This window comes from Novosphingobium sp. BL-S-19, from assembly GCF_055521675.1.
On sequence record NZ_CM145498.1, the window covers coordinates 1,523,071 to 1,540,525 of the forward strand.

Sequence of the window (17,455 nt, forward strand, 5' to 3'; positions counted from 1 at the left end):
AGAGTTACATGCGAAAGCTGGCTATCGGTCTCACATTATCGATGCTGCCTATGCAGCCCTTGCTGGCGCAACAAACGCCGGCGCCCCCGACGGAGACGATCAAGACCGCCGCCTCCCACACGCCGACCGAGCAGCAGATCATCGACCTGTCGAACAGCAAGTGGGACTGGATGGCGGACAAGAACGTCGACACCCTGGCGACGCTCTTTGATGATCGGGCCATGTTCACGCACATGGGGGGAACCTGGGGCAAGGCCCAGGAACTCGCCACGATCAAAAGCGGCGGTATCTGGTACAAGAAGGCGTCGATCCATGCGGTCGACGTGCGCATGTTCGGCGACACCGCGATCGTTCTGGAGGACATGGACCTTGAGGCTGTCGTCGGTCCTCGCACCGTCACCAATGCCTTCATGGTGACGGAGGTCTATTCGAAGCAGTCTGGCAAATGGCGCTTGGCCCAGCTTACATTTTCGCATCTGCTCCGGCCGGTGAAAGCAGGTACCGGCAGCAATGAGCGTTGATGAACGCGGCCGTATGCGGGCCACCAGAACCGTCATGAGTGTGTCTGACGATTTCTCGCGTCGCACACTGCTAGCCGCGCCGATGGTGCTTGCGTTTGCCGGCACTGGCGCCTGCGCACAGGAAGCAGGATCAACGAAGATGACGGGAAGCAGGACGCTCGTCGCCTATCTGACACGGTCGGGCAACACGCGGGTGATCGCCGAGACGCTTCAGCGCAAGCTGGGGGCGACGCTGTTCGAGATCAGGCCGGCGCACCCCTATCCTGCCGACTACGAACAGCATGTTGCCCAGGCGGAACGCGAACGACAAGCTGGTGTCGAACCTCCGCTCGCGGCAAGGGTCGAGGATATCGCGACATATGACGAGATTTTCCTCGGGCTGCCGATCTGGGGAACCACCGCACCGGCGCCGATCCGTTCGTTTCTCAAAGCACATGACCTGGCCGGCAAAAGGCTCCGCCCCTTCATCACCCATGGCGGCTATGGTGTTGGAAGTGCGCCGGACGTCATCGCCAGTCACGCACCCCGATCCCACATAGAGCCTGCCTTCGTCATGGAGGCCGATCAGGAGCGGCGAACGCTCAACGAGATTATCGGATGGCTGGGGCGGATACAGAGCTGACAGGCAGTGCCTCGGCAGTTCCTTACTGTTAGCGGGCCATCCGCAATGATCCTAGACTCAGTCAAAATCTGAGTGTCCGCCTCCAAGCGCGGCAAAATCGCTGTCGAACGGTTTTAATCGGGCGGGAGCTGCTATGAATTGCTCCGCGGCGATTGGCCATTGATTATGCCTGCGGTGACGGATCTCGACCGAGAAACAGATCGGCGATAAGACCGCGGAACCATCGCACGCCCGGATCGTCATGGACCCGGCGGTGCCAGAATTGCTGCAAGCTGATTACGGGAAGCGGCAGCGGCGGCGCGATCAGACGCAAAGGTGCCATCGTTGCGAAGATGGCGCCGACGGCAGCGGGTACCGTACTGATAAGGTCGGATCCCGCCACCAGCAGCGGCACGCTCATGAAATGGGGCGATTGCAATTGAACGCGCCGGGAAAGGCCCATCTCAGCGAGACGCGCCTCGAACAGCTCCTGGCTGCGTCCGCGCTGCGCCACGACAATGTGCCCGAGCCCCAGGAAAGTGTCCAGTGACCACCCGCTGCAAGCCTGCGGATGGCCGTCCCGCGAGATGCAGGTGAAGGGATGATCGAACAGTTTCTGGGTCAGGAAATTGCTTCCGACTAGATCGGGGAAATATCCCAGTGCCAGGTCGACAGCGCCATCGGTCATAGCCGCTGCCAATTCGTCAGGACTCATCGAGCGCGATTCAAGCGTTACGCCCGGTGCGCGGCTCGCCAATTCGGCCATCAGCCTAGGAAGAAAAACCAGTTCGCCGATATCCGATGTGCTGATGACGAACCGGCGCTTGGCCGTCGATGGATCGAAACTGCGGGTCGCGAAAATCTCTCCTTCGATGCTCGAAAGCATCTGCCGGATCGGGTTTCGCAAGGCCGCGCCGAGAGCGGTAGGCTGCATGATGTTGCCGCTGCGAACCAGCAGTTCGTCGTCGAATTGCGCTCGCAATTTGCTGAGCGCAAAGCTGACATTGGGTTGGCTCATCCCCAAACGGCGCGCGGTTGCATTGACGCCGCGCTCGTCAAGCAGCGCATCCAGGACGACCAGAAGGTTCAGGTCGAAACGACGGTAGTCCACGCCAGCATATTCCTATTTCTGATAAGCCATATCACAATAAACACTCCTGCCGATCAAGCTGGTCCGCGATACTTTGTGTCGACAACGAAGATAAGGAGAGGCCGGATGGGCGAGAGGCTTTACATTGAAAATGCCTGGTATGTGGCGGGCTGGAGCAGTGAGCTTCCGCCGGGCGGTCGCATTGGCCGCACCTTTCTCGAACGGCCGGTGGTGCTTTGGCGGGCTGCAGACGGTGTTGCCTCGGCGCTGGAAGATCGCTGCATACATCGCGCCATGCCGCTGTCGGCGGGCGTAGTGGATGGGACCATCCTGCGATGCCCCTATCACGGGCTCGAATTCGCCGGAGACGGTCGCTGCTCGCGCATCCCGGCGCAGGACAGGATTCCCGATACGGCCCGGGTCAGGGCCTATCCGCTGGTGGAGCAACAGGGCCTACTGTGGATATGGATGGGCGACGCCGAGCAGGCCCTATCCGTGCCCGTTCCCAACTATCCGATCCATGAAGACCCGGATTACGCGTGGCGCAGCGCCCATTTCCCGGTGAATGGCAACTGGCAACTGCTGGTCGACAACCTGATGGATCTTTCCCACTTGCCCTACATCCACGCCAACACGATTGGCGGAAATCCGGAGCTTCACTTCAAGACCAGAACCCATTCCGAAAAGCTCGCCAACGGCGTCCGGGTGACGCGTCACATGCCGGATTCGGATCCTCCGCCCACGTATGTCGATGCCGCAGGCTTTGCGGGGCGCATCGATCGCTGGCAGGAAATCGAGTTCGAGCCGGTGCTGATCCGCATCCATACTGGTGCCTGCGATGCCGGTACCGGCGCGTTCGAGGGCAGGCGCGAACACGGGTTCTCCATGCGCGGGTTTCACGGGATCACCCCAGAGACCGCCACGACCACGCACTATTTTTGGTCGATGGCCACCAACATCCTGCGCGACGGGATCCCTGACGAGGTGTTCGAACAAACTGCGCGCACGTTCCGTGAAGACCAGGACGTGCTGGAATTGCAGCAACTGCGAATTTCCGCCGATCCGGGGCATGCGATGATCGATATCGCCAGCGATACCGGCGGCCGGCACACGCGGCAGTTCATCGCCCGCCTACTGCGAGAGGAAGAAGACGCATGATGAGAACCGGCACCCGCCCCATCGCGCGCGGGTGCCGTCTCGTATGCGAACGCCTCAGAGCCGGTTGTCCGTCGCGTACCTTCCCAGATGCAAGGCGCTGGGCTTGACGGTTCGGGCAAAGCTCTTGCGATCGACGGCGACGAGGCCAAAGTGCGCGGTATAAGCGCGGTTCCATTCGAAATTGTCGAGCAGCGACCAATGGATGTATCCGCGCACATCGGCGCCGGCCGCCATTGCCCGGCCGAGACCGGCCAGGGCGCGATCGATGTAGACGACGCGGCGGCTGTCGTCGTCGGTGGCGACGCCGTTTTCGGTGACGATGACGGGGCGCCCCGTTGCCTTGGCAACCCATTTCACCGTGGCTTCCAGTGCTTCGGGGTAGAACGCCATCCCGGTCTGGGTGCGTTCGACATCGGCCGGCGGCGGAACATCGGCGTCGCGCCCAACGATATTGCGGCCATAAGTCTGCACGCCGACGAAGTCGTCGTTCACGACGGCGGCGAACCAGGGCGCGTAGACTTCGGCGATCTTGCGCTGCAACGCGCTGTTACCAGACGCCGCCTGCTCGTCCGCCATGGCGAGGCTCAACCCCAATTGCAGGTCAGGCCGGATCGACTTGATCGCCTCCGCAGCGCGTTGATGTGCGGCAATCTGATTGGGAACGACGCGCGCCGGGGCGGCAGTCAGCGTCGAAGAAAAACGATCGGATCCCACCTGTTTTGCAGCAGCCGCATTGCCCATCGCGAATAGCGACATGGCCTGGCGGAAATCGGGTTGCCAGGAAAGCTGCGCGGCAAGGTTGGGTTCGTTGAACGTCAGGGCGTGGCTATACCCTGGGCCCAGCGCTCGCGCCGCTTTCTCGCAGAACCGGACGAAAAGATCGACGTTCGCGGGCTCTTCCCAGCCGCCGGCCGCGGCAAACCAGCGGGGGACAGTGAAATGCGAATAGGTGACTATCGCGCGCAGGCCGAGCTGCGCGCAATAATCCAGCATCCGGCGATAGTGCGCGAGCGCGGCGAGTGACCATTCTCCGCGTTCGGGCTCTATCCGCGACCATTCGATACCGAAGCGATAGGTGTTGAGGCCGATGCGCTTGACGATATCGATATCCTCTCGCCAGCGGTTCCAACTATCGCAGGCATCGCCCGATGGTTCGGCGAAAGCGCTGGGCGTGAGGTGCTCCGAAACCCAACTGTCCGAATTGACGTTGCCGCCCTCGACCTGGTGCCCCGCCGTGGCCGCCCCCCAGAGAAAATCGGGAGGCAAGCGCCCGCGGCTTATTGAGGCGCCAAGTAGGGGCGAGGCAGTGGCGGCAACCACCCCTGCGCCGGCGGATTGCAACACGCTTCGGCGCGACATGCGATCGATCACGCGGCCCTCCCCTCAGAACCGGAACTGGATGGAGGCGCCGATTGTGCGCACGGAATCAAAACCGAACTGCTGCTGATAAGTCGCTATGCCTGCGACGGAATCTCCGGAATCGAGCCCGATGAAGTTCGGGTTGTATCGGCTTGTGCAGTTCTTGCAGAACACCGAGATCCGCATGCCATTATCAAGGCGGACGCCAGCGCTGGCACCGATCAGGTCAAGTGTGGGCACGCTGGCGCCGGGCGCGCGATTGATCAGGTAGTTGATCGATGAACGGTGGTACCAGTTCGCCTCGATAAAGGGGTGCCAGCTGCCCGAAGTCTGGAACTCGTACATACCTTGAAGCGAGGAGGTGAATTTCGGCGCGGTGGGCGTGCGGTAGCCCTTGGCGTTGAACGATCCCGTTGCCGCGCAGCTGGCATCGCTCTGGCCCGGATAGCATTCGGCGCCGGCAAAATCGCCGAATTTGGAATCGAGCAGCGTTGCCGAGGCATTGACTGTCAGGCCAGGCAGCGGGGCCGCATTGATGGTCGCCTCAATGCCCTTACTGGTGACCGAGGCCGCGTTTTGAACCACGAAAGCCTGCAGCGCCGTATCGAGCGACTGCACCTGGTAGTTCTTGAACTTGGTGTGGAATGCCGAGACGTTGAACACCAGCTTGCGCTGGAACCAGCTGGTCTTGAAGCCGATTTCGGCCGTGTCGGACGTTTCGCCGCGAACCAGCAGATCCGCATCGGATGAGGCCGCCGTATCGTTGAAGCCCGGCCCCTTGTAGCCGCGACCGTAGGACGCATAGACCATTGCGTCTCGGGTCACCTCGAATTGGCCCCCGGCGCGCCAGCTGAAGTTCGTATGACCATAGTCCTGGGCGAAACTGCCCGGAACGCCCAGAGGCACGAAGTAGGCATCCTGGATCTGGACGAGATCGATCGATATCTCGTCACGTGTGACGCGGCCGCCGGCGAAGACCTTGAGCGCGTCCGTAACGGCATAAGTCAGTTGCCCGAACGCCGCGTAGCTGTCCGTCGTCATGCGATAGCTGTTGTCGCGGCCGAGAAAATAGCTGTTGCTCGTCGCGCAGCCCGTCGCCGCACTTCCTCCCACACAGAATGGGAAACTGGGCAGAAGGAAGTCGGGCAGATAGTTGTTGCCCGCGATCTGGCCCTGCTGATCGATGGTCGAATGGAAGTAATAGAGGCCGGCCTGCCCGGAGAGTGGGTTGTTGGCCGGCAGGGCAACGCGCAGTTCGTTGGAGAACTGGTCGTAATCGGCGTGAGACCAGTTGCGGCTGGCGCCGTTGCTGCTGGTGAAGTCCGTGTCCAGCTGGGCATCGTAGTTGTAGAATTTCCACGCCGCGATGTCGCTGATGACGACCCCGCTAGGGCTGGTCCATGCCAGCGAAGCCTGTGCGCCGCCGAGCTTGAGATCGCGCCAGAACCCTCCATCGCCCGCAAATGTGAAGTTGTCGTCGCCCGGCACGATGCCTGAAGCAGCCAATGGAGCAGCGTTTGCGCTGCCGGTTCCGAGCGAACGGTAAGTCCGGTCGTAGATTCCGGCGATTCCATGGGATTCCGCATAGTCGCCGATCACGTAGAGTTCGAGCGAGGGGGTGATTTCTTGCAGGTACTTGGCCCGTACGCCGTACTGTTCGCGATCAAGATCGTTGCGAACCCCGCGCAGGCCAACGAAAGTGGTGCCGGGCTCTTCGTGCGAATAAGTACCGTTAATGCGCAGGGCGCCGCTCTCGCCGACGGGCACATTGATCGTCTGGCGCGCAATCGCCGACCAGGAAGCTGCATCGCTTCCGGGGGTTTCACGGTTGTCCAGCTCCAGGCTGGTCTCGCTCTCCAGCAGTCCCAGCTTTGGTCGGACGGACACGACATTGAGCAGGCCGGCGGAGGCATTCTTGCCGAACAGCAGCCCCTGCGGGCCGTTGAGCACTTCTACGCGCTCGACATCGTTGAACAGGCCTTGCGCGAGGAAAGGCCGGCCGAGATTGACCTCGTCGAGAGAGGTGGCGACGCTGGAATCGATAGTGGTCGCGAAAGCCTGGGTGCCGACCCCGCGAACGGCAAAGGTGTTGTCGCTGCCCACCTGAAGGCTGGGTGCCGCCAATGCGACTTGCGTCAGATCGTTGACGTTGCGGGAGCGCAGCGTGTCGGCGCTCAGTGCGGTGACGCTGACCGGAACATCCTGAAGCCGTTCCGTGCGGCGCTGTGCGCTGACGACGATTTCGGGAACACCGCCATCCTGCACCGCAGCCGCGTTGTCACGCGCGGATTGGGCCCATGCCGGGGTTGCTGCCGCGATCAGGCTGACGCCCACGAACAGTGCTGCCTTACTCATCCAAAATCCCTCCCAACGGATGCGCCGATTGGACGGCGCTTGACGCTCGGGATAAGGATCGATCATACAAACAGTCAAGCATGAATGTTTTTAATCACTGGCTATCGGTTTCGCGGTTGGATACCCCCTCGAAGCTGGAGAGGCAGGAATGCAAGGCGAACACGAAAGCTGATGACACGCATCGCCAAATCACGGCGCACTCAGGAAGAGCGCACGGCGCAGACGCGCCTCGCGCTAATTGAGGCTGCGATCGCAACCATTCACGATCTGGGTTACACCGGTGCGGTCACCGCCATCATCTCCGAGCGTGCAGGGGTTTCGCGCGGCGCGATGCTGCATCATTTCGGCACGCGTGCGGCGCTTATGGCGGACGTGGTGCGGCACGTCTTCGAACGCGAAATGGCGGAGTACGAGGAAACCCGGATCGCGACCGGACTCGGGGATCGCCTCGATGATTGGCCCAAGGTGCTTTGGGCAGTTTTGAATCGGCCTTCGGGACTGGCCGTGCTGGAAATTCTTCAAGCTACGCGCAGCGATGCCGAATTGGCTGCCCTGGTTGTGCCGATGCAGGAAGAGGTAGAGAAATCCGCTCTTGTCGTGATGCGGGGAGCATTCGGCGGTGACGAGATGTTGGCGCGCTCGGTCATGAGGCTGATGGTGTGGTCCGTGCGCGGTTTATCGATTGCCGAGCGCTATCTCCCGCATCGGCAGGAAAATGAAGATGCGATCGAGCTGCTGTCTCGCCTCATCAAGCTCGCGGCCCCGGATGGCACAATGGCTCAACTAGGTTCCTTGAGGGAAGCATAACGGGAATACACTTTCTGGCGCCGGATTTAGCGGCCGCTTCTCGGTCGGCGGCTTTCAGGTTCTCCCCTCCCTGTGCTGAACTACCGAGATGAGGGCGATTGCCGTCTCACGGATGCCGAAGCGACCGGTTCCTCCCGGTCCGGGCCGATCACCGTCAGGCCGCTTCCGGGCCCTGAAGTGCAAATAAGAGCTCCTGGTGAGAGCCGCTTGGCAGAGGTCTAATACGGTGCGGAAGTGTTATTTTTCGTCGCGTGCGCCAAGGCGTTGAAGGCGTCGCTGCAGTTCACGTTCGATGGTTTTGCGGCCATGCGGCTGCATCTTGCGCCATTTGCGCACTTCGTCGAGCGTGCGGGCGCATCCCCGGCACCACCCCGTTCGGCCGTCGAATTTGCAGACCGATATGCAGGGGTTTTTGATACTCACCGAAATGTCTCCGCGGATGCGCTGCCGTCAGGCGATTGCGCCGTCCATCGACAAAGCGGCCCCATATCCGACCTGCGGGCAGGCGTCGATCCCAAAGCCTCAGCCGACCACGGCAGCGGCTTCGTACATGCCGTCCAGCAGCGCTGATGCTGCGGCAAGTCGGTGATCGTCCTCGGCATGGAGCGCGCAAATACGGCCGATGGCCTCTGAGAAGTCCGGGGTGCCCGGGCAGTCGTACTTGCCATCATCAATATCGAGTTGGTGGATAATCTTTCCGATTTCGATCAGGCCGTGATCGGCCGCGATTCCGCTGTGATTTAGCAGCGTTTCGAAGGAGCAGTTTTCGCCTTCATGCGTGAACTCGCCCTCGGCCATGTCGAAGCGCAATTCGCGCTGCTGATGCGCATAACGGTCAGCGTCGACGAACCGGAAGTGGGGCCGGGGATCGATAAAACGGCGGATCAGCCACGCCGATGCGATCCTGTCGACGCCCAGGCCTCGCCGCGTCACCCAGGTGCGTCCATGGAGTTCTTTTACGCGGTAGGCGTGGCCGGGGTCGGCACGGCTGACGTCGGGGTGGCGTAGCGAGGCATCGAGCAGGGATTGCATGATCTGCTCCGCTCGGTCCTGCCACCCGGTGCCGACGAATTCGATGGCGAGAATGGCGTCGAGGCGCCGGCGCATGCGCGTCACGGAGGCCGCCTTTACTTCGCCTGTCAGCAACTGGGCGGCTTCATCGGCCCAGCTTTCGAAATCGGCGGTTCTGGCTGACCGGAACAGCGCCTCCGGATCCTCGCTACCATCGACGATGGCGCCCGATACGATCGTCGCCTGACCGCCGCCGGCAACGACTTCGCGAAGTGCTGCTGCGAAGGTTTCGCGGTGTCTCGGCTCGTCAGGCAGCAAGTGCGCGCCGCTTGCAAGCGAGACGGCGCCTGCCTCGCGCAGCCGCCGCCAGATTTTGACCCGCGTATAGGCGGGTTGAGAGGGAAGCTGCATGGCCAGAACGAGCCAATGTGCAGAGTCGGTCATGTCATGGGCGGTCATGATACGATCGTATCTTGGCCTGCCTCGGCCGGGAAGGTTGAACGGACAATGCCCCGGATTTAGCCATCTGCGATGTCCTGACAGATGGAGAGTATCGGTGTCTGCGTCCCGCTTTCGCATTGGATTGGCCAGCCTGGCCCTGGCAGCCGCTACACAGTCGTTTACAGCACCGGCACTTGCTGCGCCGGACTGGAACGCCGTGGGCGCGGCGATCGGCAAGCCGGGATCTGTCCAGGCCGGCGGCGTCTACCGGGTGGCGTTTCCTCGGTCCGACCTGAAAGTCACGCTCGACGGCGTCGCGATCAAGCCGGCTCTGGCGCTGGGATCGTGGGTCGACTTTCACGAGATGGGCGATCAGGCCATGGTCATGGGCGATCTCGTCCTCACGCATGACGAAGTGAACCCGGTGATGCGTGCGCTGGAAGATAGCGGTCTGGAGATCACCGCGCTTCACAATCACCTGCTGCGCTCAAGTCCGGCGACGATGTACATGCATATCGAAGGGCACGGCGACCCAGTGAAGCTGGCAGCAGCGATTCAGGTCGCGCTCCGTCTCAGCAAAACGCCATTCACGCCTCCGGCCTCTTCGACTCCGATGCCTGCGCTCGACCTGGATACTGCTGGGATCGACGCGATCATGTGCGCCAAGGGCAATCCGACTGGCGGTGTTTATCAATTCGGTATCGCGCGTAAGGAAGTTCCGACCTCGGCCGGCATGGCCCTTCCAAACCCGATGGGATCGGCAATCGCCATCAACTTCCAGCCCACCGGCGGCGGCAAGGCCGCGATCACCGGCGATTTCGTGCTGACCGCCGATGAGGTCAATCCCGTTATCCGCCCGCTTCAGTCGGGAGGGATCGAGATCACCGCTCTTCACAACCACATGCTCAATGACGAGCCCCGCCTCTTCTTCATGCACTTCTGGGCCAATGACGATGCCCTGAAGCTGGCAAAGGCGCTGCGCGGCGCGCTCGACAAGGTCAGGACCTCTGCACCATGACGATTGCTCTCACCACACAGAACACTCGTACTTCCGAGATGCCGCACGGCATTTCGTTTGGCGAGGCCGTGCGCGTATGGGCGCGGATTGCTTTGCTCAGCTTCGGCGGCCCCGCCGGACAAATTGCAGTGATGCATCGGATCCTGATCGACGAGAAGAAGTGGATCGGTGAGGAGCGCTTTCTGCACGCTCTCAACTTCTGCATGCTGCTGCCTGGACCCGAAGCGCAGCAGCTGGCGATCTATATCGGGTGGCTGTTGCACCGGGTCAAAGGCGGTCTCGTTGCCGGCGTGCTCTTCGTGCTGCCTGGCGCGCTGTCGATCATGGCCCTTTCTTGGATCTACGTGCTGCTCGGCAAGGTTGCGCCGGTTGCGGCGCTGTTTTTTGGGCTGAAGGCTGCAGTCGTCGCGATCGTTTTCCAGGCGGTGCTGAGGATCGGCTCGCGGGCGCTGGCCAATCGAACGCGCTGGGCCATCGCGGTGGCATCTTTCGGATTGCTGTTCTTCCTCAAGGTGCCGTTTCCGATCGTCATCCTTGCCGCCGGTATAGTCGGATGGAGCGCCAGTCGGCTCGGTGTTCAGGCATTTCAGGGCGGCGGGCACGGTCATGCAAAGGCCGGATCGCTGCGTGACGAAGACAGCGCGCTCGGAGCGGAAATCCCCGATCATGCAAGGTCCGGTTTTGGATCGATCCTCGGGGTTTCCGCCGCGCTGCTCGCTGCCTGGTTCCTGCCACTATTGGCGGTGATCGCCTTCGCGCCTGCAGACAGTGCCTTCGCAGAGGTCGGCACGTTCTTTTCCAAGATGGCGATGCTCACCTTCGGTGGTGCATATGCGGTGCTGGCCTGGGTCGGGCAGGCCGCCGTCGATCACTATCACTGGCTTACGCCGCCGGAGATGCTCGATGGGCTGGGCCTTGCGGAGAGCACACCTGGCCCACTGATCATGGTCACCCAGTACGTTGGTTTTCTGGCAACCTATCGCCAGCCGGGGATGCTGTCGCCGCTGCTTGCTGGAACCCTTGGCGGATTGCTGACCACGTGGGTCACCTTCGTTCCCTGCTTCCTCTGGATATTCGCAGGAGCGCCATTCATCGAGCGTTTGCGGACGAACCGTGCCCTTGCTGCAGCGCTTTCGGCAATCACGGCGGCTGTCGTCGGCGTCATTCTCAACCTCGCGCTTTGGTTCGCCCTCCATTACTGGTTCGGGAATGTCGCGGAGCATCGCATTGGCATCCTGACGCTTCCGGTGCCGGACCTTGCCTCCGTCGACTGGTTTGCCTTGCTGTTATCCCTCGCTGCGTTGGTCGCCATTACCCGGTTTCGCTTCGGCACATTTGCCATCCTTGGGCTTTGCTCTGTCGTCGGACTGGCGCGGCTCTTCATTGTTTAAGCCGAGGCGAGCGTGATGAATTCTCTGCTATGCGTTGACTGCTGATAAGCGACCGCTTTCAGGGAGATGCAGTGTATCCGGCAATGACTGAAAAGGGGCGGTTGCCGACCGGCGGCATACGTCAAAAGTGGCCGAACGGTTCCTTGCCGTTCGTCGCAAACCGCTCGAGTTGGAAATCAATATGGCGAATGCTAAGCTGCCGCAGGTCCGATGATAATCCGGCTCCGCTATCGATGTTGTGTCAGTTGAGGCAGGTAGATGATCGCATCCATCGCGATTTTCGGAACCAGGATACTTTGCGTGGAAAAACTGGCTCGCAGCGATTGATCGCGCATCAGCCATTGGTTGGCCATTTCCTTGTCGGGGGAGCGCAGATCGATAGCAAATGGCGCTTTGCCGGCTCGATCTGAGATTTCGGCCAGAGCCTGATCGATCGAGCCGGAGGGCTGTCCGTCTGTCGGGAGGCGCGGATCGATAAACGTGGCGCTCGTTGCAATGATGCGCAGCCTTCGCCCGAGCCCCGCGCGCAGATGCTGGCCCATGGATCGAGGCGGCTTGCGATAGATCGCCCAGATACCGCCTCGCCCCGGCGCATTCACGACATGACCATTATGGGCAAACAGCAGGATGCGGCCCAGAGAGCCTTCGCGCCCGATAACCCAGCGCAGGTTGTCCGCCATGGCTGCATCGCGCACTTCTTCGGCGCGATAATCGTCGGGGGTGAGGTCCTGCCCGGAAACAGCAGGACGGGAGACGCGAAACGTTGCTTCGAGTTGGGCGGCGAGGACGGCATTCCGCTGTGCCCATGCGAAATCGTCTTGGTTCGATGCCGATATGAGTGACGTACGATGATGATCGAAAAAGGCGATCAGTTGGTGGATCGCCGATTCCAGCCTTCCACGGTCGGCGCTGGGTAGAGTCAAATAGGCGGACGCGGTGAAGCTGTCCTGATATCGAGCAAGAGCGGCGCGCACCGAACGCGATGCCTCTGGCGCAAATCGCTCCAGAAACGACAGGCTGGTATCCAGGGTGATCCGGGCGTTGCGCCATTCGCCGGAACTCTCTCCGCCGCTCATGTCGATGCCGTAGAAATGGATTTTACGCGGGTGAGCCGGGTTGGCGTTGTAGGCATGTAGCCATTCGACCAGTTCGACATTTTCCGCGAAGCGCCAGAAGCCCCATGTCAGGCTGCTTTGCACCAATTGCCGGGCATCGCCGGAGCCACCAGCCACATAGTCCTGCAATCCGCGCGATTCATGGAGGCCGGATTCGATGGCGATCGCGGTAAACCTCTGGTGTTCCACGAGATAACGCAGCAGGCAGTTGCGCAGCGCGAGCGGCTCGTGCGCGCCGTGGGCTGGTTCACCCAGAGCTACGACGCGGGCATCGTCGACGATGGGAACTATGACTTGCATAGCCGCTGTGTCGGATTGAGCCGAGCAGGACGGAAGCGGGAGGGTATGCCGACTGCCCCAGTCCACGAAGGCGTCCGACGATTGCCCGTGAGCGGGTGCTGGCAGGAGAAAGGCCGACGCGGGGAGGAGCCAGCGCCAGCCGGTCACGGCAGGTCGATCCGATAGAGCGGTACTCCGCTCAGGGTCAGGCGCTGTGTTTTGCCGTCAAGTGGACTGTCGAAAACGAGATGCTCGGGCGCCCAGTCCGGCTCCGCGAAGCGGAAGCGGTTGGGACGTTCCTCCGCCAGAGGGATCGGCGGGGCATTGGAATCGGCATAGGCCATCATCAATCGGCCGTTGCGGGCGAAGATGCGCAGACCTGGTCCTTCCTCGCCATGCGCCAGATAGCGGCCCGTGAGTGCACGCCATGAAGCGGGCGACGCGGTCGTGGCAGTGCCCATCGCGTAGTTCGATGCGCCTTCCGACACATCGGTGACAGTGCCCGATGCATCGCGGAAGAACACGAAGGTGCGCGGGCCATGCGGCGTGAGGTAGGCGGCCCACACATCCCGGCCCAGTCGGGTCAGCGGCTGCCGTCCGTCCTTCTCGGTCAGGGCCAGTCCGTCGGGACCGACCGCCTCGAAAGTCAGGGCGGCGCCGCTTGCGTCGAGAAAGTGGCCGGTGAAGCTGGCCGCTTTGGCGAAGGGGCGCAGCGGCGCGGCGATTGAGCGCGCTTGCCCGCCTGCAGCTTCGGTCAGGCGGGCAATGATCCGATCTCGCATCACGCGGTCCAGAGGGCCATTGGCGAGGAAGATCACGGCAAAGCCGTGCGCGAGATCGGCGTTCAGATAGGCCTGAAACCCGGCGATGGTCCCGCTATGCGCCAGCACCCCGCCATGGTCGAACACTTCCAGCCCATAGCCGTAATCGTCGAGTGCCGGCGTCGAGAACTGTGCGAATGAGCGGGGCGAGACCAGTCGGCCCGAAGGCGTTGCACCGCGTGCCAGCAACATGCGTGCATAGCGGCTCATGTCGCTGGCAGTGGAGACGATGCCGCCATCGGCGGAGAGATAGGGGAACCATGGCGCTTCGTGCCGGCTGCCATCGGCAGCGCGGGTATAGCTTCGGGCCATGACACCGCGCTGCCGCTCATCGATCTGCGGCGAGCTGGCGGCCATGCCCAGTCGGTCCAACATGCGGCGTTGCAGGATAAGCGGGTAGGGTGCACCGTCGATCCGCTCGGCCACATAGCCCAACAATTGATACCCGGTGTTCGAATACCAGAAGTGCGTGCCGGGGGCGTAGGCCGGCTCGATCTCGTTCAGCGCGGCAATGGCGTATCGCATCGATGCGGCGTTATAGAGGTAGTTGGGCAGGCCAGAGGTGTGCGTCAGCAGGCTGGCTCCGGTGATCGGCGAAAATCTGGAGTTCGGGTGGAAATCCGGAAGGTATCGGGCGATCGGTGCGGCGGAATCGAAACGGCCCTCGTCCGCCATCTGCATCAGCACCAGCGCCGCGAAGGACTTGGAGATCGATCCGATGGCGAAGCGGGTGTCTTCGGTAATCGGGACATGCCTGTTGATATCGGCATAGCCATGCGTTGCCGTCATCAACGTATGATCGCGATCGGTGACGGTAACGGAAAGGCCCCAGTCTTCGGGCGCGGAGGCGACCATCGTGCGGACTTCTGCCATCGCCGCTTCGAAACGCGTGTCGGGCTCTGCCTGCGCCTCGGTGGTGAAGGACAGTGCCAGCAAGATCGCGGGTAGGACGTGCGTCAGGCGATGCATGCTGCGACCAGCCTTTCGAACTGCGCGCCGGGTCGCATCGGATCCGCGACCGGAATGCCCCACTCTTCCGTCCGGCGCGCTATCAGCGCGACCGCCTGGGCATCGGACAACCCGGACGTGTTTAACGAGACGCCCGCACAGCGCGCATCGGCATTGGTAAGCCGGGCAAGGCGGACGGTCAGGTCGATCGCTTCGGTTATGGATGGCAGGGGATAGCCTTCCAGTCCGACGATCTGCTCCCGGCCGTGCTGATGGCAGAGCACCAGTACGTCGGGCTGCGAACCATGCATCAGGCCCAGAGACACGCCGGCGTAGGAGGGATGGAAAATCGATCCCTGCCCCTCGATCACGTCCCAATGGCCGGGGGCAGCGTCCGGGCTCAGCACTTCCGCCGCACCCGCCACGAAATCGCTGACGACCGAATCGATGGGAATGCCCGATCCCGCGATCATGATCCCAGTCTGCCCGGTGGCCCGGAAATCGGCGGCGAGTCCGCAGGCGCGCAAGGCCTGGGTGAGGGCGAGGGCGGTGTATTTCTTGCCCAGCGCGCAGTCGGTGCCCACGGTCAGCAGGCGCTTGCCGGTGCGTCGGCGGCCGGTGGCGACGGGCAAGCCGACCGGCGGCGTTCGCACGTCGATCAGCTTGCGACCCAGCCGCTGCGCGGCGCTGCCGAGACGCGGATCGGCGGCCAGCCGGTCATGCGCGCCGCTGACGATGTCCAGCCCGGCTTCCAGCGCTTCCAGCAGATAGTCGATCCAGGCCGGGCGGATCGATCCGCCGATGGAGGCGGCGGCCAGCACCAGCGCCCGCGCGCCGGCGGCATGGGCCTCTTGCGGGGACATGCGCGGCAGGCCGAGCGTGGCGCGCGCGCCGTCGCAGCCATATTCACCGATGCACAGGTTCGCCGCCCAGTCGCGCAGGCCAAGCCCGGTCTTGAGGAAGGCGGTATCGTCGGCATCGCCAAGGAACAGCAGATAGGGGCGCGGCAGATCGATAGGTGCGATCGCGAGGGGCTTGTCGATCACCGCTGTCATTTCCTGAACTCCGAATAGACCGGCTTGCCGGGATGGACCCCGGACACCAGCGCGCCGCCGTCCACTACCAGCACGCCATTCACCATCACGTAGCGAAACCCGTCCGAATAGCGGGCGGCATCGCCGTATGTCGCCCGCGTGCCCACCGTGGCGGGATCGAACACCACGATATCGGCGTCGGCACCCGGCTGGATCCGTCCCTTGTGGCGCATCGCGGGAACGAATGCTTCCAGCCGCTGGGCGGGCATCAGTGCCATCTTGCGGATTGCCTCGCTCCAGTCGATCGCGTGAACTTCGCGCACATAGTGGCCCAGCACGCGCGCGAAATTGCCGGCCGACCGGGGATGGCTGTTTGGCCCTGCAATATCGCCGCCGTCGCTGGCGACGATCACCAGCGGATCGCGCAGCAGGGCGGTGATCGTGGCTTCCGTGTTCATGTGCATGATCACGCCGTCGTCGCCAGTGCCGCTGCGCAGGGCATCGAATTCCGCCTGTGTCAGCCGCTTTCCGGTGCTGCGCGATTGCAGGTCGCCCACCGTCACGCCCCAGCGCTTCTCCCAGCCAGGATCGAAGATCACGCTGCGGATGGCATCCACCGATCCGTCCCACGGATAGATCTCGGTAGACACATCGATGCCGCGTGCGCGGGCACTTCGCATCAGGTCCACCATCAGCGGCGAGTCCGACATCGCCATGCTGTTGATGTGGACGACATGGACGCAGGCACCGGTCATCGCGGCATTGGCGATGCTTTCCTGCACCGATTCCAGAGTGCTGTCCGGCTCCACTAGACTGCCGTAGCGGACGTGGGTGAAGACGCAGGTCTTCATCCGGCCGGCGACGCGGGTTACGTCCAGCATCTCCTTGTGGGTGATGCCGGGGGCATATTGCGTGCCGCTGCCGATGCCGATTGCCCCTTCGCGCAGGCCTTGCTCCAGCAGCGGGGCGAGTTGCGGGTAGGCCGCGTCCGGAATGGGACTGTCGATCTCGTCGCCGGAAAAGTAGGCTTCGGGCTTTGCGGTCAACGCCGCCAGACCTGCCGCGCCGCCGCCCTTCTGCAGGTAATAACGGATCGGCGTATGGCCGACGCTGGTGCCGTAGTTCAGCAGTTCCTTGCCTTCGCGGCGCGCATACCAATCACGCACCGGAAAGGCGCCAATCTCCAGTTCCAGCCGGGTGGTGACTCCGTCCTTCGCCTGATAGCCAGCCGTTTCCGCATTGGTGGCGTGCGAATGCAGGTCGATGAAGCCGGGGGCGGCAATCAGGCCATCAGCATCGATCTCCCGATGGCCTTTCAGCGGCTTCGCGGTCACTTCGGCGATCCGGCTTCCGTCCACGGCGATGTTGCGCACCGCGTCCAGCCCGGTTTCCGGATCGATGACCCGCGCGCCGATATAGACGACGTCGTGGGTGAGAGGCTGGGCAGAGACGGGTCCGCTGACAGCCAGAGTCGCGGCCGTCAGCACGGCAATCTGCTTCATTCGC

Annotated in this window: 15 protein-coding genes; 6 read left to right on the forward strand and 9 right to left on the reverse strand. The window is 62.6% G+C overall.

All coding sequences use genetic code 11. The annotated features are described in order from the left end of the window. Positions 1-8 precede the first annotated feature (8 nt). Both ACZ1JV_RS15470 and ACZ1JV_RS15475 read left to right on the forward strand, forming a co-directional pair. On the forward strand, positions 9-521 hold the full coding sequence (locus tag ACZ1JV_RS15470) for a nuclear transport factor 2 family protein (RefSeq protein WP_465152241.1): 513 nt from the start codon (positions 9-11) through the stop codon (positions 519-521). Next, positions 511-1,143, forward strand: a complete 633-nt coding sequence (locus ACZ1JV_RS15475; RefSeq protein ID WP_465152242.1) for a flavodoxin — start codon at positions 511-513, stop codon at positions 1,141-1,143. Before ACZ1JV_RS15470 ends, ACZ1JV_RS15475 begins: the two co-directional genes overlap by 11 nt. Positions 1,144-1,306: 163 nt before the next feature. Here the strand turns inward: ACZ1JV_RS15475 and ACZ1JV_RS15480 are convergent, their stop codons facing one another. Further along, on the reverse strand, positions 1,307-2,233 hold the full coding sequence (locus ACZ1JV_RS15480) for a LysR family transcriptional regulator (RefSeq protein ID WP_465152243.1): 927 nt from the start codon (positions 2,231-2,233) through the stop codon (positions 1,307-1,309). Between the two features lie 105 nt (positions 2,234-2,338). Here ACZ1JV_RS15480 and ACZ1JV_RS15485 point away from each other — a divergent pair, with 105 nt between their 5' ends. Further along, a complete protein-coding gene (locus ACZ1JV_RS15485; protein ID WP_465152244.1) occupies positions 2,339-3,370 on the forward strand; it encodes a Rieske 2Fe-2S domain-containing protein in 1,032 nt (343 codons plus the stop codon). Between the two features lie 54 nt (positions 3,371-3,424). Here ACZ1JV_RS15485 and ACZ1JV_RS15490 read toward each other — a convergent pair whose 3' ends face one another. Then, a complete protein-coding gene (locus tag ACZ1JV_RS15490; protein WP_465152245.1) occupies positions 3,425-4,741 on the reverse strand; it encodes a glycoside hydrolase family 1 protein in 1,317 nt (438 codons plus the stop codon). A 12-nt stretch (positions 4,742-4,753) separates the two neighbouring features. Further along, positions 4,754-7,084 carry a TonB-dependent receptor gene (locus ACZ1JV_RS15495; RefSeq protein WP_465152246.1) on the reverse strand — a complete coding sequence of 777 codons (2,331 nt, stop codon included), beginning with the start codon at positions 7,082-7,084 and terminating at the stop codon, positions 4,754-4,756. 171 nt (positions 7,085-7,255) lie between these two features. Between ACZ1JV_RS15495 and ACZ1JV_RS15500 the strand changes: the two genes are divergently transcribed. After that, positions 7,256-7,891 carry a TetR/AcrR family transcriptional regulator gene (locus ACZ1JV_RS15500; RefSeq protein ID WP_465152247.1) on the forward strand — a complete coding sequence of 212 codons (636 nt, stop codon included), beginning with the start codon at positions 7,256-7,258 and terminating at the stop codon, positions 7,889-7,891. A gap of 237 nt (positions 7,892-8,128) precedes the next feature. Here the strand turns inward: ACZ1JV_RS15500 and ACZ1JV_RS15505 are convergent, their stop codons facing one another. After that, entirely contained in the window at positions 8,129-8,314 is a 186-nt protein-coding gene (locus ACZ1JV_RS15505; protein WP_465152248.1) for a DUF1289 domain-containing protein, read from the reverse strand. A gap of 99 nt (positions 8,315-8,413) precedes the next feature. Then, entirely contained in the window at positions 8,414-9,361 is a 948-nt protein-coding gene (locus ACZ1JV_RS15510) for a chromate resistance protein ChrB domain-containing protein (RefSeq protein ID WP_465152249.1), read from the reverse strand. A gap of 97 nt (positions 9,362-9,458) precedes the next feature. Between ACZ1JV_RS15510 and ACZ1JV_RS15515 the strand changes: the two genes are divergently transcribed. Then, entirely contained in the window at positions 9,459-10,361 is a 903-nt protein-coding gene (locus tag ACZ1JV_RS15515; protein WP_465152250.1) for a DUF1259 domain-containing protein, read from the forward strand. After that, on the forward strand, positions 10,358-11,752 hold the full coding sequence (gene chrA, locus ACZ1JV_RS15520) for a chromate efflux transporter (RefSeq protein WP_465152251.1): 1,395 nt from the start codon (positions 10,358-10,360) through the stop codon (positions 11,750-11,752). The genes ACZ1JV_RS15515 and chrA overlap by 4 nt, the downstream gene beginning before the upstream one ends. A gap of 227 nt (positions 11,753-11,979) precedes the next feature. Here the strand turns inward: chrA and ACZ1JV_RS15525 are convergent, their stop codons facing one another. The 4 genes from ACZ1JV_RS15525 to ACZ1JV_RS15540 form a co-directional block, all read right to left on the reverse strand. After that, positions 11,980-13,167 (reverse strand): erythromycin esterase family protein, encoded by a 1,188-nt coding sequence (locus ACZ1JV_RS15525; RefSeq protein WP_465152252.1) that lies wholly within the window; start codon positions 13,165-13,167, stop codon positions 11,980-11,982. A gap of 143 nt (positions 13,168-13,310) precedes the next feature. Then, complete coding sequence (locus ACZ1JV_RS15530; RefSeq protein ID WP_465152253.1) at positions 13,311-14,936, reverse strand: serine hydrolase domain-containing protein; 1,626 nt, start codon at positions 14,934-14,936, stop codon at positions 13,311-13,313. After that, entirely contained in the window at positions 14,924-15,961 is a 1,038-nt protein-coding gene (locus ACZ1JV_RS15535) for a DUF1611 domain-containing protein (RefSeq protein WP_465152254.1), read from the reverse strand. Before ACZ1JV_RS15535 ends, ACZ1JV_RS15530 begins: the two co-directional genes overlap by 13 nt. A gap of 5 nt (positions 15,962-15,966) precedes the next feature. Beyond that, on the reverse strand, positions 15,967-17,451 hold the full coding sequence (locus ACZ1JV_RS15540) for an amidohydrolase family protein (protein ID WP_465152255.1): 1,485 nt from the start codon (positions 17,449-17,451) through the stop codon (positions 15,967-15,969). Positions 17,452-17,455: the final 4 nt, after the last annotated feature.